The sequence below is a fragment of the Millisia brevis NBRC 105863 genome, assembly GCF_001552615.1.
Classification (GTDB): Bacteria; Actinomycetota; Actinomycetes; order Mycobacteriales; family Mycobacteriaceae; genus Millisia; species Millisia brevis.
Map to the genome: position 1 here is coordinate 177,584 of NZ_BCRN01000005.1, position 22,586 is coordinate 200,169.

The following is a 22,586-nucleotide window of genomic DNA, read 5'->3' on the forward strand; positions in this document are numbered from 1 at the left end:
TCGACGGGGGACGTTATGGCGCAGCAGGTGGCCCTGGTGACCGGGGCATCGTCGGGTATCGGCGAACAGACCGCGCGGACGCTGCAGAAGCACGGATTCAGCGTCTACGGCGCCGCCCGACGCGTCGACCGCATGCAGGCTCTGGCCGACAGCGGCATTCGCGTGCTGGCGCTCGACGTCACCGATCAGGACTCCTGCCGGGCGGCGGTCGACACGATCGTCACCGAGACCGGGCGCATCGACGTGTTGGTCAACAACGCCGGCTACGGCTCCTACGGTGCGATCGAGGACGTGCCGCCGCAGGAGGCGCAGGCCCAATTCGACGTCAACGTCTTCGGCGCGATGCAGTTGGTGCAGGCGGTGCTGCCGCATATGCGGGCTCAGCGGTCGGGCACGATCGTCAACGTCAGCTCGATGGGCGGCAAGATCTACACCCCCTTCGGCGGCTGGTACCACGCCACCAAGTTCGCGCTCGAGGCGCTCAGCGACTGTCTGCGGGTGGAGGTCAATCCCTTCGGTATCCGGGTGGTCGTGATCGAACCGGGTGGCATCCGCACCGAGTGGGGCGGCATCGCGGCCGAGAACCTGCGCAAGACCTCGGGGACCGGCCCCTACGCGGGCGCCGCGACCCGGCTGGCAAATGTGCTCGGCCGGGAGACCCGACTGGCCTCCCCGCCGTCGGTGGTCGCCAATGCCATCGCCAAGGCGGTCACCGCGAAGCGCCCGCGCACCCGCTATGCGATCGGCGCGGGCGCGAAGCCGGCCGTGATCGCCCGTCGGCTGCTGCCGGATCGCTTCTTCGACGCGGTGATCGGACTGGCTCTGCGCGAACGGAGCGGATCAGCCGCCGCCGGCTGATCCGCTCCGCCCTTCGCTCACCGGTTGCCCGGCGAGGTCAGACCCCGCCCAGCACCGACTCCCGAATGTCGCGCTTGAGCACCTTGCCGACCTTGGAGCGCGGCAGATCGCTCCACAGGAAGTACTCCTTCGGCGCCTTGACCCCGCCGACGCGGGCACGCACGAAGGTGTGCAACTCGGCGGTGTCGATCGTGGCACCGGCCCGCGGTTGGACCACCGCGGTGACCCGTTCACCCCACTTCTCATCGGGGACACCGAAGACCGCACAATCCTGGACGTCGGGGTGCTCCATCACCGCCTGCTCGACCTCGGTCGAATAGACGTTGAACCCGCCGGTGATGATCATGTCCTTGGCGCGGTCGACGATGAACAGGAAGCCGTCCTCGTCGAGGTACCCGATGTCACCGGTGTGGTGCCACCCGAAGGCCGACGCCTCCGCGGTCGCCGCAGGATTGTTGTGATAGCCCTCCATCACCAGGGAACTGCGCAGCACGATCTCCCCGCGTTCCCCCGAAGGTTGCTGTCGCCCTTCGTCGTCCATGATCGCCAGCGTCACCACCGGGGCCGCTCGGCCGGCGCTGGCCAGCCGCTCGGTCGCGATCGATCCGTCCGGCCGGTAATGGTCGGCCGGACCCATCGTGGTGGCGACCATCGGCGCCTCGGTCTGCCCGAAGTACTGGGCCATCACCGGGCCGAATCGCACCAGCGCCTGCTCGAGCTTCGCGGCGGACATCGGCGCCGATCCGTACCAGAAGCATTGCAGCGACGAGGTATCGACCGTGTCAATGTCCGGGTGAGCCAACGCCATGTACAGCAACGTCGGCGGCAGCATCGTATGGGTGACCCGATGCTCCTCGATCAGATGCAGGAACTCCCCGATGTCGGGATGCGCCATGATGACGATCTCGCCGCCGAGCGTCAGCACCGGGAAGGCGAGCACCCCGGCGGCGTGGGTGAGCGGGGCGAGCGCCAGGTAGACCGGCCGGCCGTGCCCGAAGGGGAACGGATAGCACATCAGGACGATCGAGCTCATCGTCTCCAGGTTGCGGCCGGACAGCCGCACCCCCTTCGGCACACCCGTTGTCCCGCCGGTGCCGACGATCATCGCGACGTCGTCGACCGGGTCGACCGTCACCCACCCACCGTCGGTGCGTTGCGCGGCCGGGGCGTCGGCCGTCCAGCGAGCGAAGTCGAGCGCCCCGGCCGGTGGATCGCCGTCGGCGTCGAGGCAGACCACCACCGTCAACTCCGGCAGGTCGGGCAGGATCTGCGCGACCAGGTCGGCGTACGCCCGCTGGAAGAGCAGCGCCCGGCAGCCCATCAATTCGAGCAGTTGCCGATTCTCCCGCGCCTCGTTGCGCGGATTGATCGGACACCACACCCCGCCGGCCCGCGAGATGCCGAAGACACAGGAGAAGGCCACCGGGTCGTTGGAGGACAGGATCGCCACCGAATCGCCCGGAGCGATCCCGCTACCGATCAGCGCCCGGGCGACCTCGTCCGAGAGCTGTTGTACCTGGCGGTAACTCATGACTCGATCGCCGGCCCGTAGGCACGCCGCGTCCGGGCCCAGACTCGCACCCTTGTCGAGGTAATCGACCAGTCTCATCGACGCGTGCCCCCGATCAGGCCTGCACGGTCAGCACCGGATCGGCCACCAGCCCGAAGGCCCGCAGCTGTCCGAGCAGTTCTCGATGCCCGAAGGCCTGACAGCCGGACGCGAATCCGGTGCGCAGCGGCGGCTGCTGGATCAGCCACTGGGCGGCGAAGGCCTGCAGCAGGCCGGTCTGCTTGTAGTTCTGGTTGCCGTGGATCACGCAATGTGCCCGCCCGAGCGGCCCGGAGGCGTGCACGGAATCGAGCGACTTGTTGATCCGGGCGTTCTCGCGCGGTGGCATGGTGTTCATCACCTGCGCCGCGGTCTGCTCGAGCGCGGCATCGCGATCCGCCTCGTTCATATCCTTGGTCGCCTCCAGGGCGCCGGCGACGATCTGCGGAACACCGTTCATCAGAGCGGCATTGAAGACGCCGCCCTGGGCCTTCACATTCGCCACCCGGGGATCGCGCTTGAACCACACCGGATGGCTGGTGCCGCCCCAGGGCAACGACTGCGCGAGCTCGTGCTGACCGGGGACCACCAGGGGAACGAGCCCCTGGGCGGGGTCGAACTCGACGTAGCGGTTCTGCTCGAGGTAGTGCGCCCGCGAGGTGGCGGCGTTGACCAGGATCGTCTGGGTCGAGGCGATCGTCGGGCTGCCGCCCCAGAAGACCGCAATGTCCAGGGTGTCCAAACCCGGTGTTTCCAAACAGATCTGAGCGGCGATCTCGCCGGTGGTGTACATCTGCGCGAGGCCGGGCGAGAGCAGCAGTCCCTTGGCGGCGAAGTCCGCGCCGTACTGTTCGTCGCAGGTGATCAACCAGTCCTGCTCGCCGGTGGTGTCGGTGTAGTGCACCCCGGAGGCCAGCGCCGCTTCGACGACGACCGGGCCCCACTTGCTGAACGGGCCGACGGTGTTGAGCACCACCGAAGCGCCGCTGAACAATTCGGTCAGCGAGTCGAGGGAGTGCTCGACCTCGTGGATGTCGAAATCGGCGGTCTCGACGCCGGCGACGTGCCGTTCGAGGGCCTCGGTGAGCTTGTCCTTGCTGCGTCCGGCGGCGATGAACGGGACGTTGTACTCGCGCAGGTATTCGCAGATCAGCCGGCCGGTATAGCCGGAGGCGCCGTAGACGATGACGGGCTTGGTGGTCACGGGTTTCCTCACATTCCCATTCCGCCGTCGACCGAAAGGCCGGCGCCGGTCATGAATCGGGCGGCATCGCTCGCCAGGAAGGCGACGACATCGGCGATGTCGTCGGGTTCGCCGAGACGGCCGAGCGGGGTCTGGTCGACCACCGCGGCAACCGCGTCCTCGGGGGAGGGGAACAGGCCCAATGCGGCTTCTTCGACGGCCAGCTTCTGCCCCATCGCGGTCGCGACCAGGCCGGGGTAGACACAATTGACCCGCACGCCGTAGCCGAGCTTGCCCGATTCCATCGCCGCCACCCGGGTGATCCGGTCGACGGCGGACTTCGTGCCCGAGTAGCCGGCGATGCCCGGGAAGGCGATCGTCGCGGCGACCGAGGCGATGTTGACGATCGATCCGCCGTTCCCGGCGGCGCCGCCGGGGCGCATGGCGCGCAGGCCGTGCTTGAGGCCGAGCATCGTGCCGACGATGTTGATGTCGAGCATCGTGCGCAGTTCCGCGACAGCGATGTCGACCAGCAACGCGGTCACCTCGACGCCGGCGTTGTTGACCAATATGTCCAAACGTCCGGTATCCCGGACGATCTCGTCGACCGCGCTTTCCCAGTGCGATTCGTCGGTGACGTCCAGATGGACGAATCGGGTCTGCGCGCCGGTGTCCGCGAGTTGCTTCGCGGCGGTGCGGCCCTTGTCCTCGGCAACGTCTCCGATCACGACGGTCGCGCCTGCCCGCGCCAGGGATTCGGCCATCGCCAGTCCCAGTCCGCGAGCGCCTCCGGTGACCAGCGCCGTGCGGCCGGTCAGATCATGTACAGACATGGAGCTCCTCATTGAGCGTCGCATTTGTGTGGTCCCGATCACATCTCTTCCGGGACGTCTCCACCGTGGCACCACTCTTGACAGTCGTCAAGAGATCCTTGGACACTTGTCAAGACGACGGCGAAAACCCTTCCCGCCGGGCCCCCACCTGCGCCGATGCGGACAAACGTCCCCGAAACGGCACGAACCCCCGACACCGGTCGGGGGTTCGTGGGAGTGGCGCCTCGGCAGGCGGTGAATCAGCTCAGCCGGAGGAACTCCAGGTGCCGCTCGTACTGGTCGAGGACGTCGTTGATGATCTGCGACGAGCTGTAGCCCATGATGTCGTAGCCCTGACCGCCGGTGCTCAGGTAGACCTCGAGCCGTCCGTAGTAGTCGTCGCCGCGCCGGGCGCGACCGGCATACGTCGGCATGGCCACGGCGGTGCGGTGCACCTGGTACTGGAAGGCCGGCACGTTCGGATCGTCGTCGGAGCCGATGGTCAGCGTCACGCAGGGCGCGCCGTCCTCCGGGTCGGATCCCTCGACCACCGAAACCGTCTCCGGCGCGTCCTCGACGTTGCCGGCCATCACCTCCGCGGCGACCTCCTCGAGGGAGCTCCGCACGGTCCCGTTCAGGTACTCGTCGGCCTGCGTCAACGTCGGGTACGCCAGCGCCCGACTCAACCGAGCCCGCCAGGTGCCGGGGGTGAGCGTCTCGCTGCGGCTGGACATCGTCGAGTGGATCGCCTGGGCGGCGCCGTCGCTGCGGGTGCCCTCCCGACGCAGGGAGCGCAGCAGTCCGAACATCACCGCGACCATGACGAAGGCGAACGGCAGACCCATGATCACCGTCGCGCTCTGCAACGCCGGGATGCCGCCGACACCCAGCACCGCGGCGGTGAGCACACCGGTGGCGATCGCCCAGAAGATGCGCGGGAAGGACGCGGCGTCCTGGCGGGGGTCCTTCAGTCGCGACGTCAGATTCGCCATCACCAGCGCCGCGGAGTCGGCCGAGGTGACGTAGAACAGCAGCGCGGTCACCGTCGCGAGGATCGCGATCAGGGTGAACGCCGGGTACTGCTCGAGCAGCGCGTAGAAGCCGCGTTCGGGGGCGTCCATCGTGTTGAGCCCGAATTCGGCGTCGCCGCTGCGAATGACGTCGAGGGCGGCGTTTCCGTAGATCGAGATCCACATCAGGATGTAGGTGAACGGGATGATCAGCACGCCGAGCGTGAATTCCCGCAGGGTCCGCCCCCGGGAGATGCGCGCGAGGAACATGCCGACAAACGACGCCCAGGCGATCCACCACGCCCAGAAGAAGAGCGTCCAGTCGCTCATCCAGGTGCCGGTGTCCTCGTAGGGGAACGTCTGCAACATCATGTCGGGGAACAGCCGCAGGAAGTCACCGATATTGGTGACCAGACCGTTCAGTAGGTATTCGGTCTTGCCGGCGATCAGGACCCAGATCGACAGCAGCACCGCCAGAACGACGTTCAACTCCGACAGCAGCTTGATGCCGCGATCGACACCGGAGACCGCGGAGACGGTCGCCACCCCGACGCCGAGCACGATCATCGCGATCTGCGCCGGCAACCCCTCATCGATGCCGAGGGTCACCTCGAGGCCGACGTTGATCATCACCACGCCGATGCCCAGGGACGTCGCGACACCGAAGATCGTGCCGAGCACCGCCGCGAGATCGACCGCGTCACCGATCGGCCCGTCGACCCGCTTGCCCAGCAACGGATACAGCGCCGACCGGATCGCCAACGGCAGTTTGAGTCGATAGGCGAAGTAGCCCAACGCCATTCCCATGAGGGCGTACATCGCCCAGCCGCTGATGCCGTAATGGAAGAGCGTCCACGCGACGGATTCGCGTGCCGCGTCGACCGTCTCGGGATCACCGCTCGGCGGCGCCAGGTACTGGGTCACCGGTTCGGCGACCGCGAAGAACATCAGGTCGGTGCCGATACCGGCAGCGAAGAGCATCGACGCCCAGGACAGCGTGCTGAATTCCGGTCGCGCATGGTCGGGTCCGATCCGGATGCGGCCGTATCGGGAGAGCGCGATGTAGACGACGAAGACCAGGATCGCCCAGGCCAACAGGACGTAGAACCAGCCGAACCACTCCGAGGTCCAGCCGACGACCGCACCCAGCACCGTGGAGGCATTGTCGGGAAAGACGATCGCCCACAGCGCCACCAGGACTGTACCGATGGCCGAACCGGCGAAGACCACCACGTTCAACTGGGGTTTTTCCGGCTCCGCCACCGCAAAATCGGAGACGGGCTCGTTGCGCGGTTGGGTCATCGATCCGACCTTCCTTCATCGGGAACACCGCCTCGCGGCGCTGCACACTCCGCCGCCGCACGGCACCGGAACAGACCGCTGCGTTGCGGGCGACATCCCCACGCCGCACCCCGTCGACGGGAACGCCGCGGCGCGGGCGATAATGGCGCAAATGATATAGCGAGGATGAAGTCCCGTCGCGCCGAACGGAAAACGTTCGTCCACTATCGACGGAGCGTGTTCGTCCCTCATCGGGAGGCTTTCTGTGAGCGTCGAACCAACCGATTCCGCCGATGCGCAGGCACCGACGCTCGGAGCGCGTTCGGCGGTCGTGCTGGTCTTCCTGTCCTCCGCAGCGGTTCTGGTCATCGAGTTGGTGGCGCTGCGCCTGCTCGCCCCCTACCTCGGGCTGACCCTGGAAACCAATACGTTGGTGATCGGTATCGCCCTCGCGGCGATCGCGCTCGGTTCGTGGGCGGGTGGCCGCATCGCCGACCGCACCGATCCGCGACGGCTGATCGGACCGGCGTTGGCGATCTCCGGGGCGGCGGCAGCGGCCACCCCGTTCCTGGTGCGCGCGGCGGGCGCGGCCGCCGACGGCGCGCTGCTGCTACCGGCCGCGGCGGCGAGCATCATCGTGCCCGGCGCCCTGCTGTCCGCGGTGACCCCGATGGTGACCAAGCTGCGGCTGACCGACCTGGCGGAGACCGGGACGGTCGTCGGTCGACTCTCGGGTATCGGCACCGTCGGATCGATCGTCGGCACGGTGATCACCGGCTTCGTGCTGATCTCCCGGGTGCCGGTCAGCGGCATTCTGGTCGGGCTCGGAGCGGCGCTGGTGATCGGGTCGATCATCGTGGAGATCATGTTGCGGCGGCCGGCGGGCATCGTCGCGCCGGTGCTGGCGGTGGTCGCGGGCGGCGTCGCGGCGGCGGTGGCACCGGGCGGATGCGACGCGGAGACGACGTACCACTGCGCGTCGGTGCAGACCGATCCCGATCGGGAGAACGGCCGCATCCTGATGCTCGACGGGCTGCGGCACTCCTACGTCGACCTCGCCGATCCGACCTATCTGCAGTTCGCCTACGTCACGGCGATGGCGTCGGTCATCGACACCGCGTTTCCGGAGGGCGCGCCGATCGACGCGTATCACCTGGGCGGGGGCGGGATGACGCTGCCGCGCTACCTCGAGCAGGTGCGTCCCGGCACCACCAGTCTGGTCTCCGAGATCGACGGTGGGGTGGTGCGGATCGACCGGGAACGGCTCGGGCTGGTCACGGGCGACGACCTGGAGGTGCGCGTCGAGGACGGGCGACTCGGCCTCGGGCGGCTGGCCTCGGACAGCCGTCATCTGGTGGTCGGCGACGCCTTCGGCGGGGTGAGCGTGCCCTGGCATCTGACCACCCGCGAGGCGTTGACCGAGGTCCACCGGGTGCTCGATGAGGACGGGATCTACGTGGCCAATCTGATCGACCACGGCCGCCAACAGTTCGCCCGGGCGGAGACCGCGACGATCGGGGAGGTCTTCGAACACGTCGCGGTGCTGGGTCCGCCCAACGATCTGGGCATCGGCGACGTCCCGGCGGACGGCGGCAATCTGGTGGTGGTCGCCTCGGATCGGCCGATCGACCTCGACGCGGTGCGCGCGTCGCTGACCGCGCGCGACTCGGACTGGGCGGTGATCTCCGACGACGCGCTCACCGAATGGATCGGCGACGCGATCGTGTTGACCGACAACTACGCGCCGGTCGACCAGATCCTCGAGCCCTACCCCGCCACCAGCCGATCGCGCTGACCCGGCCACAGCCATCCCCGCGGGGAGTTCTGCATCCTCGGCACGGATGCAGAACTCCCCAAACAGCCGGGTGCGGTGCGGACTACTGCTGCCGCTCGAGGTACTCGGCGTAGGCGGGCAGGTCCAACTGGCCGTGGCCGGACAGACCGATGACCACCACCTTGGGCTCGTCCGCCTCGGCGACCCATTGCATGGCGGCGGCGATCGCATGGGTGGACTCCGGCGCCGGCACGATGCCCTGGCTGCGGGCGAAGGTGACGCCGGCGGCGAACGCGGTGTCCTGATCGATCGCGGTGCCCTGGACGTAGCCCAGCTCGACCGTGTGGCTGAGCGCCGGCGACATGCCGTGATAGCGCAGCCCGCCCGCATGGATCGGGTCGGGCACGAAGTCCTTGCCGAGGGTGTGCATCTTGAGCAGCGGGGTCAGCCCGGCGACGTCGCCGTGGTCGTAGCGGTACTCGCCCTTGGTGATCGACGGGCAGGCCGTCGGCTCCGCGGCGACGATCAGCGGGTCGGAGCGGCCCTCGATCTTCTCGCGGATGAACGGGAAGGCCAGCCCGGCGAGGTTGGAACCGCCACCGGCGCAGCCGAAGACCGCGTCCGCTCCGCCGTCCTCGACCAGTGCAAGCTGCTCGACCGCTTCCTGGCCGATCACCGTCTGGTGCAGTACGACGTGGTTGAGCACGCTGCCGAGGGCGTAGCGGGCCTCCGGGTCGACCACCGCGGCCTCGACGGCTTCGCTGACGGCCATGCCGAGGCTGCCGGTGGTGTCCGGGGTCTCGGCGAGGATCTTGCGGCCGGCCTCGGTCAGGGTGGACGGGCTCGAGTGGATCGTGCCGCCGTAGGTGCGAATCAGGTAGCCGCGGTAGGGCTTCGACTCGTAGGAGGCGCGCACCTGCCAGACCTCGACGTCGATGCCGAACTGGGCGCCGGCGAAGGCCAGCGCGCTGCCCCACTGTCCGGCGCCGGTTTCGGTGGTCAGCTTGGTGACCCCGTCGAGGTGGTTGTAGTAGGCCTGGGCCACGGCGGAGTTGGTCTTGTGACTGCCGACCGGGCTGACACCCTCGTACTTCGCGTAGATGCGCGAGGTGGTGCCGATCGCCTTCTCGAACGCCTTGAGCCGGATCAGCGGCGACGGACGCCACCGCGCGTAGATCTCGCGGACCGGCTCGGGGATCTCGACGTACCGCTCGGTGGTGACTTCCTGGGCGATCAGGCCGGACGGGAACAGCGGCGCCAGATCGTCCGGTCCGACCGGCTCTCCGGTCCCCGGGTGCAGGTGCGGCGGAATCGGCTCCGGAAGGTCGGCCGCCAGGTTGTACCAGTGGGTGGGTACGGCGACGGTCGTGATATCGGGCGAAAGGTCGGCAGACGTGCTCACGCGGAAAGGGTAGTCGACGTGCGCCGACTCGACACATCCGAATGGCCCGTGAGCAGGCGCGCACCGGTGTTCGGGCCGTAGGGTGACCCGGATGCGACGACTCCCGATCGTGCTGCTGGCCGCCGTGCTGGTCGTTGCCGCATCGGCCGGCGCCGCGTGGAAAGTGTCCGGCTCCCGCACGATTCAGTTCTTCGGCGAGCATGTCGATCGGGTCGCGACCACCGAGAAGGTGATCGCGCTGACCTTCGACGACGGGCCGGACGAAGCGACCGACGAGATCCTGGCCCTGCTCGCCGAGCGGGACGTGGCCGCGACGTTCTACCTCAACGGCGCCGGTATGGCCGACCACCCGGAGTCGGGCCCGAAGATCGTGGCGGCCGGCCACGAGCTCGGCAATCACACCTGGTCCCACCGCCGGATGCTGCTGGTGTCGCCGTCCGCGGTGGCCGATCAGATCGAGCCGACCGACGAGCGGATCCGCGCGGCCGGGTGGGACGGCCCGATCACCTTCCGCCCGCCCTACGGCAAGAAGCTCTTCGTCCTGCCCTGGTACCTGGCCCGCCACGACCGCCTCACCGTGATGTGGGACGTATCGGTCGAGACCTTCGGCGATACCCCGCAGTCGGCCGCCGAGATCGCGGACGCCACCGTCGCGGCGGCTGAGCCGGGGTCGATCGTGCTGCTGCATCCCTGGAACGACCGCCGGCACGTGCGCGAGGCGACCGGAGTGGTCATCGATCGGCTGCGCGCCGACGGATACCGCTTCGTCACGGTGTCGGACCTGCTGTCCGGGACGTGACCCGTCCGGCTACCGCCGTGGCGCGGCCGACCGCAAGCGTCGTACACGGTGTCGGTTGCCGCGGGCGGTCGCCGCTTCGATACTGCCGACCATGGCCGCGCACCGCATCGATCCGACCTACGTCAGCGGCGCGTGGCGAGTCGGTGATCCGGTCGGCCGGCGGCGCTTCGTCGATGTGGGGCGGGTGCGCGACGTCCCGGTGACCGTCGCCTACGAGACATACGGCCGGCTCGCCCCCGCGCGGGACAATGCCGTGCTCATCCAGCACGCCTTCACCAGCGACAGCCACGTCGCCGGGGCCGCCGAACCCGGGCATCCGACACCGGGCTGGTGGGGCGACTTCGTCGGTCCCGGATCGGTCGTCGACACCGATACCTACTTCGTGATCTGCCCGAACGTCTTCGGCGGTTGTCAGGGCACCACCGGTCCCGCGTCCGAGCATCCCGACGGCGGTCGCTGGGGGTCACGGTTCCCGGAGATCACCGCCGCCGACCAGGCGGAGGTCGAACGTCGTCTCATCGATGCCCTCGGCATCACCCGACTGGCCGGTGCGATCGGACTGTCGATGGGCGGGCACCGCACCCTCGAATGGATGCGGCTGTATCCCGATGCGCTCGCCTCGGCGCTGCTCGTGGCCTGTTCGGCCCGCTCGACCGCCCTGCAGATCGCCTCCCGATCGGCGCAGATCGAGGCGATCACCGCCGACCCGAAGTGGCACGGCGGCGACTACTACGACGCCGGCGGCCCCGCGGGCGGGCTGGCGCTGGCCCGCCGCATCGCCTTTCTGAGCTACCGCAGCGAGGTCGGCCTCGACGACAAGTTCCCCGACACGGTGTCGGGTGGGCGCGGCTTCGTGGGCAGCTGGCTCGACCATCAGGCCGACACCCTGCTGCCGCGTTTCGACGCCGGCACCTATGTCACGTTGACCCGGGCGATGAGCAGCTACAACCGCGGGCGAAGCCGCGCCCGGATCGATGAGCTGCTCGGCGGGCTCGACGTCCCCGCCACGGTGATCGGTTTCAGTTCGGACCCGTTGTACCCCATTCGTTTACAACACGAGATCGCCGACCGGCTGCCGAACTGCGAGCCGGCGCGGATCGCGGATTCCCCGCACGGACACGACGGCTTCTTCATCGAACGCGAGGTGATGTTCGACGCGGTGCGCACCGCCCTCGCCCGCGGATAGCGGTCCCCGGGTCACGGGCCGGTCACGCACCGTATCCGACTCGACGGCGACCAACTCCGACACTCTGACGGATGAAAGCCGACCCGGCCCACGTGGACGATCGATAGGGAGCGGTACGACAGCCACGTGCCCCACGGTGCGACCACATCAGGAGTGAGCACTATGCCCGAAATCGCCGGACGGTTCCGCCACATCGTGCTCGGGGCAGGAGGTATCGGAAGTGCCACCGCCTATTGGCTTTCCGACAAGGGCGCCCAATCGGTGCTCTGCCTCGAACAGTACGACCTCGGCCACGAACTCGGTGCGTCGATGGACTTCTCCCGGATCATTCGCCACGCGTATCACAGCTCGTTCTACACGAACCTGACGCAGGCGTCGTACGACACCTGGTCGCTGATCGAGGAGCGCACCGGCCTTCCACTGGTCACCAAGACCGGTGGCGTCGACGTCGGCCGGCCGAAGCACGTCGAGCCGTACGCGCCGGCGCTCACCGAAGCGGGACACGAGTTCGAGATGATGGACTCCGCCGAGCTGATGCGCCGCTGGCCGCAGTGGCACGTCAAGGACGACGATATCGCCGTCTACCAGAAGGATTCGGGAATCCTCGACATCCGCAAGGCCTCCTACGGCCATCTGGCGCTCGGCCGCGCGAACGGGGTCACCTACGTCGACCGCACCCCGGTCACCGCGATCACCGAATACCCCGATCGGGTGGAGGTCACCACCGACGCCGGGATCTTCGTCGGTGAAACCCTCAGCGTCTGTTCGGGTTCGTGGTCGCCGATGCTGCTGGAGAGCATGGGACTGCGCAATCCGATCGTCGTCTCCCACGAACAGGTCTGCTACTGGGCGACGCAGAATCTGCTCGAATTCGCGCCGGACCGCTTCGGTATCTGGATCTACCACGACGAGGTCGAAAATTACTACGGCTTCCCGGTATTCGGTCTGCCCGCCACCAAGGCCGGGCGCGATCGGCCGCACGATCTGATCGACCCCGCCAACCGGTCCTGGGATGTTCGGGAGGACAACCTCAAGCAGGTCGAGGACTTCATGGCGCTGCGGCTGCCCGATGCACTCGGCCCGCGCATGTTCTCCCGCGCCTGCTGCTACGACCTGACCCCGGATCGGCACTTCCTGGTCGACCACGTCGCCGGCAGCTCGCGCATCGCGATGTTCTGCGGCGCCGGGCACGCCGCCAAATTCGCGAGCCTGATGGGCCGGATCATGGCGGATCTGGCCCTCGACGGCGGCACCGAGTACCCGATCGAACCGTTCGCGTGGAACCGACCGGCGATCGTCGATCCCGACTTCGTACCCACCCTGGCGATCGCCGAAGGCTCGCTCACCCCGCACGGCATGTAGCCGATTACCCACCTGCACTGCATCGTCGCAGCTGCGCCCGCCGCATCGAGCACCGAACAGGACCCGTCATGACCACACAGCTGCCGCGGCCGGCGTCGAACGCCGACCCCGCCGAATCTCTGATCCCCACCCTGCCCGGCCGCTTCTACACCAGCGAGGAGATCTTCGCGCAGGAGCAGCGACGGATCTTCGCGACCCAGTGGAATCTGGTCGGCCGCACCGAACAGATGCCGAACATCGGCGACTTCCTGCGCGTCGAGATCGCCGGCACCGCGGTGATCGTCGTACGCGCCCGCAAGGGTCTGCGCGCCTACCTGAACGTCTGCCGCCACCGCGGCTCCCAGCTCTGTCTGACCGACAACGGCAACACCGGCAAGTCGATCAGCTGCCCGTATCACGCCTGGCAGTACTCCCTGGACGACGGCGCGCTGCGCAATGCGCCCAACTGGCGGGCGATGACCGACGTCGACAAGTCCGGTCTGAGCCTGGCGACCGTGGCGGTCGACGAATGGAAGGGCCTGATCTGGGTCAACCTCGCCGGCAGCGACGGCGGCACCGTCGAGGAGCAGATCGGGGCGCAACTGCGCTACCGGCTCGACGGCGACCTGTCCCGCGTCGACCGCTTCGGCCTGGAGAACCTGGTGGTCGGTGGCATGTACACCTACGAGTGCGAGGCGAACTGGAAGATCATTTTCGAGAACTTCCAGGAGTGCTACCACTGCGGCACCATTCACCCGGAGCTGGTCGAACAGATCCCGACCTTCGCGTCCTTCGAGGAATTGGGCACCGGCGGATACCACACCGACGGTTACAGTTTCGCACCCGGGAAGGAGGGATTCACGATCAGCGGCAAGCGCGCCCTGCCGATGCTGCCCGGCCTGCTCCCCACCGATGATGCGAAGTACTTCGGAATGATCTTGCGGCCCAACGCCTTCCTGTCACTGCTCCCCGATCACGCGATCCTGCACCGATTCGAACCGATCTCGGCCACGCATACCCGCCTGACCTGCGAGTGGCTCTTCGACCCGGCTGTCGTCGACAACCCGGACTACGACCTGAGCGATTCGATCGAGCTGTTCCACCTGGTCAACAAGCAGGATCTGGACGCATCGGCGTGGTGCCAGCCGAATATGAGCTCACCGCTCTACGAGCGCGGCGGCGTGTTGGTTCCGACCGAGTCGGAGATCATCGGCCACTGGTTCTACCCGTGGTACCGCGCGGCGATGGGCATCCCCGACTCAGCCGTCGGGGGAGAGTGAGTCGGGGGCGTCGAGGCGCCACAGTTTGATGGCCAGGTGCAGCAGCAGGCGATCGTTGCCGTCGTCGAGGTTCAGACCGGTGATCGTCGCGATCCGGTCGAGCCGGTAGTACATCGTCGACCGATGGATACTCAGGCGTTGCGACGCCTGCTGCTTGTCACCGCCACAATCGAGGAACATCTCGGCGGTGCTGACCAATTGGCCCGCATCATTGGACCGCAACAACCGGAAAACACCCCGTGGCAGTAGGGGATTGGTCACCAAGCTGGTCGGCAGCTGGCCGATCAGCCGGTAGGGCCCCAGCTCGTCCCAGAACCCCAGCGCACGAATTCCGCTGCGCCGCTCGGTGACCGCGACCGCGATCTCGGCCTGCCGGTGACAGGTCGCCGCGTCGGCCAGGCTCTGCCGGGTACTGCTCACCCCGATGCCGAAGTCGTGCCCACCGGCGCCGAACGATGTGCACAGCGCATCGGCCACCGACCGCGCCTCGTCGGTGGGTGGGCGTCGGCGCGCGACGATCACCGTCGCCTCGCGGGTGGTGGAACGCGCGATCCAGGTGCGCGGTGGGAGCCGTCGACAGGCGTTCTGCACGGCCGCGGGGATCAGCGACCGGTCGTCGACCGGCTCCGGGAAGCGTGCGGTCACCACGACGATGAAGGAGTCGTCCTCGAGGTACTCCTGCCCGAGGATGTCCGCCGCAGCGGCGGAGCGGGCCGGGGCGTCGCCGTGGATCACCCGCTCGACCAGGTGGGAGACCTGCGCGTCGTCGGCGTCGCGGGCGACGAGGCGTCGGTGCAGCAACTCCCCGACGCGCCGGGCGACGGTGACGCTGTCGTCGACCTCCGGGTCGGTGAGCGTGCCGTCGCGATCGATCAGCCAGACGAAGCCGAGCAGCATCCCCTCGTAGCGGATCGGGATCGCGAGGCGGGCGTAGAACGCCAATTCGTCGTTGCCCTCGACCGCCGTCGGGCCGGTCGCGAGGCGCAGCCGCGCGTAATAGACGTCGTCGGGGCGACTCCTGCGGCTGAGCAGCGACGCCACCCGGGCGGAGTCGGCGTCCCCGTAGTCCTTGGAGAAGGCCACCAGGTGCAGGGTGTGGTCCTCGACGACCACGCTGCGCGTCAGCCGTTCCGCCAGGGCGTCGACCAGATCCTGCATCGGCCCGAACGTCATAATCGCCAGAATAGGCAGGTCGCGGCGGTAATTCTCGCCGGCGGGACGATTGCCCGCCGAACCGGACGGATCGCCGGACCCCGGCGACCTAACCCAGCGCCAACGCCAGGTCGTCGATCAGTTCGTCGGCGGATTCCAGGCCGATCGACAACCGCAGCAGCGAAGCCGGAATGTTGGCGTCCGGGCCGGTGGTGCAGTGCGTCATGAAGTGCGGATGCTCGACAAGCGACTCGACGCCGCCGAGCGACACCGCCAGGGTGAACAGCTCGAACCGGGTACACACCCGGGCGGCCTCGTCGGCGTCGGTGTCGAGTTCGACCGAAACGATGCCGCCGAACCCGGACATCTGCCGGGCGGCGACGTCGTGGCCGGGGTGGCTCGGCAGGCCCGGGTAGTAGACGCGGCGCACCCGCGGATGCTGTTCGAGGTACTCCGCGATCCGCTGCGCGGACTCACAGATCTGACGCATGCGCACGGTGAGGGTCTTGACCCCGCGCAGCACCTGCCACGCGTCGAAGGGCGACTCGATGCTGCCGAGGACGCGCGCGGTCTCCCGCAGGCGCACCGCCATCTCCGGATCGGCCGCGATCGCCGCGCCGCCGATCACATCGGAGTGGCCGCCGAGATACTTCGTGGTCGACTGCACCACGATGTCCGCGCCGAATTCGATCGGCCGCTGCAGGACCGGGGAGGCGAAGGTCGAATCGATCGCCAGCACCGCGTCGTGTCGGTGGGCGATCTGCGCGACCGCGGCCAGGTCGATCACCTTCTGCAGCGGGTTGGACGGGGTCTCGCCGTAGACCATCGCGGTGGTCGGACGCATCGCGGCGGCCAACGCGTCCGGATCGGTCAGGTCGACCAGGCCGACCTCGACACCCCAGCGGTCGAGCAGTCCGCTGAACAGGTCCCAGGTGCCGCCGTAGACGTTGTCGGAGAGCACCACGTGCGAGCCCGCCTCGCAGACCGCCATCGCGACCAGCGAGATCGCGCCCATGCCGGAGCTGGTGGCGACAGCGTCGATGCCGCCCTCGAGGTCGGCGAGGCACGACTCGAGCGCGCTGCGCGTCGGGTTCGCCACCCGCGAGTAGTCCCACCGCTCCGCCAACTGCACCGAGCGCTGGAACGTCGAAGTCAGGAAGATCGGCATCGCCACCGAACCGGCGTAGTCGGTCGCCGCCTCCGGGGGATGGATCGCCCGACTGTCGAAGGACCTCCGGCTGGAGGTACCCGTGGATGCGGGGGCCTGCGTCGACGGCGGCTGGGGATTCGCGTCCGTGGTCACCCGCTCGAGTGTGAGGCCGGGAGCCTAGTTTCGCATCAGACACGGAGTCGGGAGTTGACGTCATCCGGGTCGACGTTGTGATGTTCCCGGCCGCACGGCAGGCGGATACCTTCTCGGGGAGCCGGACGGCTCCGATCGGAATCCACGCGGGCGCCGGTGCGCTATCCGGTCACCCGGGCGCTTCGGGCCACCCCGGATAGGGAGGTAGCGCTGCTGCAGCTTCCGGTCCGTACTGAGGCTCATCGGTCAACGGCCAGTTCCACGGCGTATCCGGAGCCTGTCCAATGCAGTCGTTGGCGAGGAAGGTCCCGGGCGCGAAACTCTCGGTATTGATGCTGAGCACCTTCCAGCTACCGAAGACGTTGGAACTCGGGGCTCCTTGGTCCCCTTTCTGATTCGATGGGGGCAGCACCAACAAACCGTCGTCGCCGGGACTTCTGCTGTATTCCACGCGCCAAGCCGACCGGGTGGTGCCGCCATTGCCAATCACGTAGGCTGCATCGTCACTTTTCGGGTCAATTACCTTGTATCCAAGATGGTTTGTGTACTCGCAATACCAAGCTTCGACCACACCATCCGCGACTTCCTGACCTCGGACGACCTTCACATACGAGGTACCCAGGAGTGGGGGACCGTCCGGATCGGGCGGCGGGGTGACAGCGCCCGCCATTGCTTCGCCGAATCCCGGGTAGACGGCATCGGGCGCACCGGATGTCGCATGCCTACAGGACTCGATCACGGCGCGAAGGAAGGTTCCGTCCGAGGACATCAGATCGAGCGTGCTCGCGTCACTCCACCGGAAGGACAACGAATTCTCCTGCTCCGCATGGGGAAAGGGAGCAGTCTCCATCGGCTCGAGTTGAGATGACGCCCCTCCGCCTCGGTTGCCACTGTCCCACCCACATCCTGCGGGGATCGCCGCCAACACCGACAGGATAGCTGCGCAAGAGAGCATACGTTGTGTACGCACGGCTACTCCGACCATCCGTAGCCAGACGCACCCATGAGATGCAGACGGAAATCTGCGAACGGAATGCCCGCCTCTCTCATCCATTTGTCAAGTGCGGCAAGGTCTGTCACGCCGAGGCCATTGCGGTCGGGACCGATCCCCTGGATATCGACAGGCAAAGGCGCCGCATCGACCAGTTCCGGCCGCGATTCAACCACCCCCTCGAGCACACTGCGGTACAGGCGCTCATCCGTCAGCATCCGATCGATCAGACGCCGCTGGGCATCATCACCTTCGGCCAGATACGGATTCGGGGTCGGATTCTCCATGTAGTTGTAGTACGAGTCGGCAAGACCGGCCCACGCGCCGCCCACAACGGGAACCGCCGAAACCAACGCTGTGAGATTCCCGCTACCGAATGCCTTGTCCTCATAAACGCCGATGGCTCGAGCGTGGTCCTCCGCCCGCACGCCCTCATCGTGCTGAAATGCGGCCGCCGTCATCGACTCGGTGAGCCGCCCGCCGTAGAAGCCCCACTGCGTGGCGGTCTCGCTTGTGTCTCGCCCGAACTGCTGCGCGAAATCCCCGTACAGCTCGATACCTCTCGTATTGATCGCGGATAATCGAACTGTCCCTGCGGCAGATCGATGCGTTCACCGCGCGCGAGCCGCTCCCACTGCGAGGCCGTCAGTTCGGTCGCCGCGTCGATGCGTGCCCGCATCTCCGGATTGATACTGCCGTCGGCCATTGCCCGCGCGTCGGCGGCGCCGGCATCCCCGCCGATCGACAGCCGTTCCGGCACGATCCCGGTGAGCCCCGACAGCAGCGGTTCCACCACTTCGGCGGCTCGCGCGTCGGCATCGCCCGCGGCGCGCACCAGGTCGACCAACGATGCCGACAGGGCCTCCGCCTCCACGACCAATTCCGCCGGCGGGTCGGGAAGTACGACGGTCACGGCCCAGTCGTTGTCCACGCGAATGTACGGGGATGTGGTGTCGAGCAGCGTACGGATCCGGGCCACCGGGTAGTCGATTGCACGGAACGCTCCGCCGACCGCCTCGCCGGCCTGGTCGAGTCGAGTGGCCATCGAGTCGAACGCCTCGCGATCGGCTTCCGCCCGCGCGGCGGCGGCCTTCTGACCGTCCCCCGTCCAGGTTCGTTCGTCCGCCGGACGGTGGACCGCCCGAACCATCTCATCGGTACGCTCTTGCAGCTCGCGCGCTGCCGTCTGCAGTTCGTCGGCCACGGTTCGGAGAGCGTCGGGCCGCCAGCCGAGCAGTTGCGCTTTGCTGGGAAGACTCACGGGAGGTCACCCATCGCGGTGAAACCGGTACCGATCTCCGAGTCGGTGGCCTGGTAGTCATCACCGGCTCCGCGCACCAGGAAGCCCATCTGCCCGACCCGCTTCGCGCAGTTCGACAGCGCCTGCCAGGTTTCGTCGCGGGAGTCCGCGCAGGCTCGTCCGATGTCCGAGCCGGGCATCGCCGACGCCAGTTCGTCGAGACCTCGGGGATCGATGCCCTCGATCACCTCGGAGATGCGCCCGAGATCGGTGGCCAGACCCCGCAGGACCTGCGGATCGACCCACAACTCCTCCGGCACCGTCACCCCCTGAACGCTCGCGGTCCCCAACCGCGAGTTCGGTCCGGGTCATTATGCCCGCCATGTCGTGATCCAGGTTGGCCGGTGACCCATGTGCCACCTGATGGGTGCGAGTCCGACTGGAAGCGACTGGAAGCGGACGACGCGTACTCGACTGACGAGTCCTCACCGGCAACCTCTCGAATTGCCCCACAAACAGCAAGACCCCCTGATCCACAGGAGTGGAGGGGTCCGCATTCGGAATGCTAAGCGGGATCCGACGAGGCCCGCAAGTGAACTGATCCATGGCGGAACGCCTCGAGCGCGCATCGGGCCGAGGCACCCCCGGTCTCGCAGATGTGCCGACTCACGGCCTCAATCCCGGGCAGACGAGCCGGTCGGCTCGACATCTCGGCACGCCTGCGCGTCGAGGAGCGGGGCGGCCATCAGCCGGACGTAGTGGGCGATCTCGTCGACGTCGGCGGCGGCGAGGGCCGGGCTTCCGATGCGGTATCGCATCATGGCGACTCCGGCGACGAGGGCGTTGATCAGTTCGGCGCGCAGGCCCGCGTCGGGGCCGTCCAGGCGGGCGCCGAGGGTCTCGGTGAAGACGTTCTCGATGGTCGACCGCACGATCGCGCGCACCGTATCGCTGTCGACGGGACCGCCGAGCAGGCCGGCGACGCCCGAACCGGAGCCGCGGGTCGCGAGCACGATGCCCAGGACCTGCTCCGGGACCTCCTCGAGCGGCTCGGCGGTGACGACCTCGACCACCTCGGACATGCCGGGGCGAACCGCCTCGACGAAGAGGTTCTCCTTGGAGCCGAAGTAGCGGTTGATCAGCGCCTGGTTGACGCCCACCCGCGCGGCGATGTCGCGCGTGGTGACGGTGCCGGCCTGCTCCGCGAGGAGCGCGCGCGTCGCCTCGAGCAGCGCCTCGCGGGTGGCGACGGCGTTGCGGCGACGAGGTTCGGGCAACTCGGACATGGCCTACCTTCCGCTACGACCGGCTCGGACCAGCACCCGAACCGAAGGGACGCCAGGACCGGGGTGACGTCGCCCACAGCGTTGTCATCGCTTGTTGACTTAGCGTTCGGAGCGCTCCTAGCATAGCCAAGTCTTCAAGCGTTTACTTATTGGCCTCGAGGCTCAGCCCCCGATCGACGCCGCTCGGAATCACCGCCGGTACGAGGTCGCTTCCCCTCTCGTCACTCCCGAAGGGAGTCGCATCCACATGGACTCACCCCGCTCCGGCACGCGTTCGACCAGTGCGATCGCCACCCTGGCGGCCGCCGGTACGACCGCGGCGATCATGCAGACCCTGGTCACCCCGCTGCTGCCGACTCTGCCCAGCATCCTCAACACGACAGCGTCCAACTCGAACTGGGTCATCACCGTCACCCTGCTCGCGGCCGCGGTCTGCGTGCCGGTCACCGGACGACTCGGCGACATCCTCGGCAAGAAGCGCGTCCTGCTGGCCTGCGCCGTACCGCTGGCCGTCGGCTCGGTGATCTGCGCGCTCGCGACGTCGGTCGGTCCGATGATCGTCGGGCGCGGATTGCAGGGCCTCGGCATGGGCATGGTCCCGCTGGGCATCGCCCTGCTGCGCGATATCGTGCCGCAGGGCGAGCTGAGCTCGTCGATTGCGCTGGTCAGCGCGTCCATGGGGATCGGCGGCGGCCTCGGTCTGCCGCTGGCCGCGGCGGTCGCCCAGTACGCGGACTGGCAGGTTCTGTTCTGGGGATCCGCGGTCCTGGCCGTCGTGATCGGTCTGCTGATCTGGAAGCTGATCCCCGATGTGCCGCCCGCCGCGCGCGGTCAACGATTCGACGTGCAGGGCGCGATCCTTCTCGCGATCGGCCTGGTCTGCCTACTGCTCGCGGTCTCCAAGGGCGCCACCTGGGGGTGGACGTCCGGCACGATCCTCGGCCTGTTCGCCGGCGCCGTGGTCGCGCTGCTGGTGTGGGGCTTCTGGGAACTGCGCACCCTCGATCCACTGATCGACCTGCGGACCACCGCCCGACCGCGGGTGCTGACCACCAATATCGCGTCGATCTTCGTCGGCACCGGCATGTACGCCAGCATGCTGGTCTTCCCGCAGCTGCTGCAGCTGCCGGAGGCCACCGGATACGGCCTGGGCCAGTCGATGCTCGCGGCCGGTCTGTGGATGCTGCCGGGCGGATTGACGATGATGCTGGTCTCGCCGATCGGCGGGAAGCTCACCGATACGCGCGGCCCGAAGTTCACCCTCGTCAGCGGGATCGCGGTCCTGATCGCGGGATACGTTCTCTCCCAACTGCTGTTCGGCAGCGCCTGGGGAGTCATGGTGTCGCTCATGGTGATCAACGGCGGGGTGGCCCTGGCCTACGGTGCGATGCCGGCGTTGATCATGAGTTCGGTGCCGCTGACGGAAACCGCTGCCGCCAATGGCTTCAATACCCTGATGCGCTCGCTGGGAACGTCGGTGGGCGCCGCGGTGGTCGGTGCGGTTCTGGCGCAGATGACGATCACCATGGGCGGGCACGTCATGGCCTCCGAAGCAGGCTTCCGCATCAGCCTGCTGATCGGCGCCGGGGTCTCGCTGGCCGCCCTGATGCTCGCGACCCTGATTCCGCGGTCGACCACCGGCAGGCCGGAGGTTGTGGTGTCGACCGCTCCGGCCGCCTCCCGGGTCTGAACCCGTCGTCGGGCCCGGCCGCCGCCGGATCCTCACGCGTCGGCGTACCGCTCCCGGGCAGCCAGAACCCCCGGCAGATGCTGAATCGACCAGTCCTCCAAGGCCTTGAGCGGCCCGCGCAGAGTCGAGCCGGCGTCGGTCAGGGTGTACTCGACGCGCGGCGGGACCTCCGGATAGACGGTGCGGGTCACCAGACCGTCGCGTTCCATCTCGCGCAGCGTCTGGGTCAGCATCTTCTGGGAGATCCCGTCGACGCGGCGCCGCAGCTCCGAGAACCGCAGGGTGCCGTCGCCGAGCGCGCCCACGATCAGGACCGTCCACCGGTCACCGATCCGGTCGAGGATATGCCTGGTGGGACAGCCCTGCTGGTAGGGATCCGGATCGAGGCCGGGAGGCCGCCCCTCCGCCATGGTTACCACAAAGTGCCTACTTCCCGATCGGTACCTGGT

20 protein-coding genes are annotated in these 22,586 nt (G+C 68.0%); 7 read left to right on the forward strand and 13 right to left on the reverse strand.

Translation table 11 applies throughout. From position 1 onward, the window contains the following. Positions 1-15: 15 nt before the first annotated feature. Positions 16-858 carry an oxidoreductase gene (locus tag MB1_RS09105; protein WP_066905949.1) on the forward strand — a complete coding sequence of 281 codons (843 nt, stop codon included), beginning with the start codon at positions 16-18 and terminating at the stop codon, positions 856-858. A 37-nt stretch (positions 859-895) separates the two neighbouring features. Here the strand turns inward: MB1_RS09105 and MB1_RS09110 are convergent, their stop codons facing one another. The 4 genes from MB1_RS09110 to betT all read right to left on the reverse strand — a co-directional run bounded on the left by MB1_RS09110 (position 896) and on the right by betT (position 6,714). Further along, positions 896-2,467, reverse strand: a complete 1,572-nt coding sequence (locus MB1_RS09110) for an AMP-binding protein (protein ID WP_066905953.1) — start codon at positions 2,465-2,467, stop codon at positions 896-898. Between the two features lie 16 nt (positions 2,468-2,483). After that, the gene (locus MB1_RS09115) at positions 2,484-3,611 is read right to left on the reverse strand and encodes a DUF5938 domain-containing protein (RefSeq protein ID WP_066905955.1); all 1,128 of its coding nucleotides are present in this window, start codon (positions 3,609-3,611) and stop codon (positions 2,484-2,486) included. A gap of 8 nt (positions 3,612-3,619) precedes the next feature. Further along, entirely contained in the window at positions 3,620-4,423 is an 804-nt protein-coding gene (locus MB1_RS09120; protein WP_066905957.1) for an SDR family NAD(P)-dependent oxidoreductase, read from the reverse strand. 239 nt (positions 4,424-4,662) lie between these two features. Then, the gene (gene betT / locus MB1_RS09125; RefSeq protein WP_066905959.1) at positions 4,663-6,714 is read right to left on the reverse strand and encodes a choline BCCT transporter BetT; all 2,052 of its coding nucleotides are present in this window, start codon (positions 6,712-6,714) and stop codon (positions 4,663-4,665) included. 244 nt (positions 6,715-6,958) lie between these two features. Between betT and MB1_RS09130 the strand changes: the two genes are divergently transcribed. Further along, a complete protein-coding gene (locus MB1_RS09130) occupies positions 6,959-8,488 on the forward strand; it encodes a fused MFS/spermidine synthase (protein ID WP_066905962.1) in 1,530 nt (509 codons plus the stop codon). 82 nt (positions 8,489-8,570) lie between these two features. Here the strand turns inward: MB1_RS09130 and MB1_RS09135 are convergent, their stop codons facing one another. Beyond that, a complete protein-coding gene (locus MB1_RS09135) occupies positions 8,571-9,869 on the reverse strand; it encodes a TrpB-like pyridoxal phosphate-dependent enzyme (RefSeq protein ID WP_066905964.1) in 1,299 nt (432 codons plus the stop codon). 91 nt (positions 9,870-9,960) lie between these two features. Here MB1_RS09135 and MB1_RS09140 point away from each other — a divergent pair, with 91 nt between their 5' ends. From MB1_RS09140 to MB1_RS09155, 4 genes are all read left to right on the forward strand, one after another. Continuing rightward, positions 9,961-10,668, forward strand: a complete 708-nt coding sequence (locus MB1_RS09140) for a polysaccharide deacetylase family protein (RefSeq protein WP_157083975.1) — start codon at positions 9,961-9,963, stop codon at positions 10,666-10,668. A 91-nt stretch (positions 10,669-10,759) separates the two neighbouring features. After that, entirely contained in the window at positions 10,760-11,854 is a 1,095-nt protein-coding gene (gene metX, locus MB1_RS09145) for a homoserine O-acetyltransferase MetX (RefSeq protein ID WP_066905966.1), read from the forward strand. A 162-nt stretch (positions 11,855-12,016) separates the two neighbouring features. After that, positions 12,017-13,216, forward strand: coding sequence for an FAD-dependent oxidoreductase (locus tag MB1_RS09150; RefSeq protein ID WP_066905967.1), 1,200 nt, complete (start codon positions 12,017-12,019; stop codon positions 13,214-13,216). A gap of 68 nt (positions 13,217-13,284) precedes the next feature. After that, positions 13,285-14,475: an aromatic ring-hydroxylating oxygenase subunit alpha gene (locus MB1_RS09155; protein WP_066905969.1), complete on the forward strand. Its 1,191-nt coding sequence runs from the start codon at positions 13,285-13,287 to the stop codon at positions 14,473-14,475. On the opposite strand, the gene MB1_RS09160 is transcribed toward MB1_RS09155, so the two are convergent. From MB1_RS09160 to MB1_RS09185, 7 genes are all read right to left on the reverse strand, one after another. Then, positions 14,455-15,648: a PucR family transcriptional regulator gene (locus tag MB1_RS09160; RefSeq protein WP_066905971.1), complete on the reverse strand. Its 1,194-nt coding sequence runs from the start codon at positions 15,646-15,648 to the stop codon at positions 14,455-14,457. The genes MB1_RS09155 and MB1_RS09160 overlap by 21 nt on opposite strands. Positions 15,649-15,736: 88 nt before the next feature. Further along, positions 15,737-16,930, reverse strand: a complete 1,194-nt coding sequence (locus MB1_RS09165) for a trans-sulfuration enzyme family protein (protein ID WP_084351281.1) — start codon at positions 16,928-16,930, stop codon at positions 15,737-15,739. Between the two features lie 169 nt (positions 16,931-17,099). Then, positions 17,100-17,780: a hypothetical protein gene (locus MB1_RS25605; RefSeq protein WP_157083976.1), complete on the reverse strand. Its 681-nt coding sequence runs from the start codon at positions 17,778-17,780 to the stop codon at positions 17,100-17,102. A 122-nt stretch (positions 17,781-17,902) separates the two neighbouring features. Continuing rightward, on the reverse strand, positions 17,903-18,382 hold the full coding sequence (locus MB1_RS09170; protein WP_066905973.1) for a hypothetical protein: 480 nt from the start codon (positions 18,380-18,382) through the stop codon (positions 17,903-17,905). Continuing rightward, positions 18,379-19,182, reverse strand: coding sequence for a hypothetical protein (locus MB1_RS09175; protein WP_157083977.1), 804 nt, complete (start codon positions 19,180-19,182; stop codon positions 18,379-18,381). Before MB1_RS09175 ends, MB1_RS09170 begins: the two co-directional genes overlap by 4 nt. After that, the gene (locus MB1_RS09180; RefSeq protein WP_066905977.1) at positions 19,179-19,487 is read right to left on the reverse strand and encodes a hypothetical protein; all 309 of its coding nucleotides are present in this window, start codon (positions 19,485-19,487) and stop codon (positions 19,179-19,181) included. The genes MB1_RS09175 and MB1_RS09180 overlap by 4 nt, the downstream gene beginning before the upstream one ends. Positions 19,488-19,835: 348 nt before the next feature. Beyond that, positions 19,836-20,447: a TetR/AcrR family transcriptional regulator gene (locus MB1_RS09185; protein WP_066905979.1), complete on the reverse strand. Its 612-nt coding sequence runs from the start codon at positions 20,445-20,447 to the stop codon at positions 19,836-19,838. A 247-nt stretch (positions 20,448-20,694) separates the two neighbouring features. On the opposite strand from MB1_RS09185, the gene MB1_RS09190 reads away from it, so the two are divergent. Next, on the forward strand, positions 20,695-22,137 hold the full coding sequence (locus tag MB1_RS09190) for an MFS transporter (RefSeq protein ID WP_066905981.1): 1,443 nt from the start codon (positions 20,695-20,697) through the stop codon (positions 22,135-22,137). Positions 22,138-22,169: 32 nt separating this feature from the next. On the opposite strand, the gene MB1_RS09195 is transcribed toward MB1_RS09190, so the two are convergent. Continuing rightward, the gene (locus tag MB1_RS09195; RefSeq protein WP_066905983.1) at positions 22,170-22,547 is read right to left on the reverse strand and encodes a winged helix-turn-helix transcriptional regulator; all 378 of its coding nucleotides are present in this window, start codon (positions 22,545-22,547) and stop codon (positions 22,170-22,172) included. Positions 22,548-22,586: the final 39 nt, after the last annotated feature.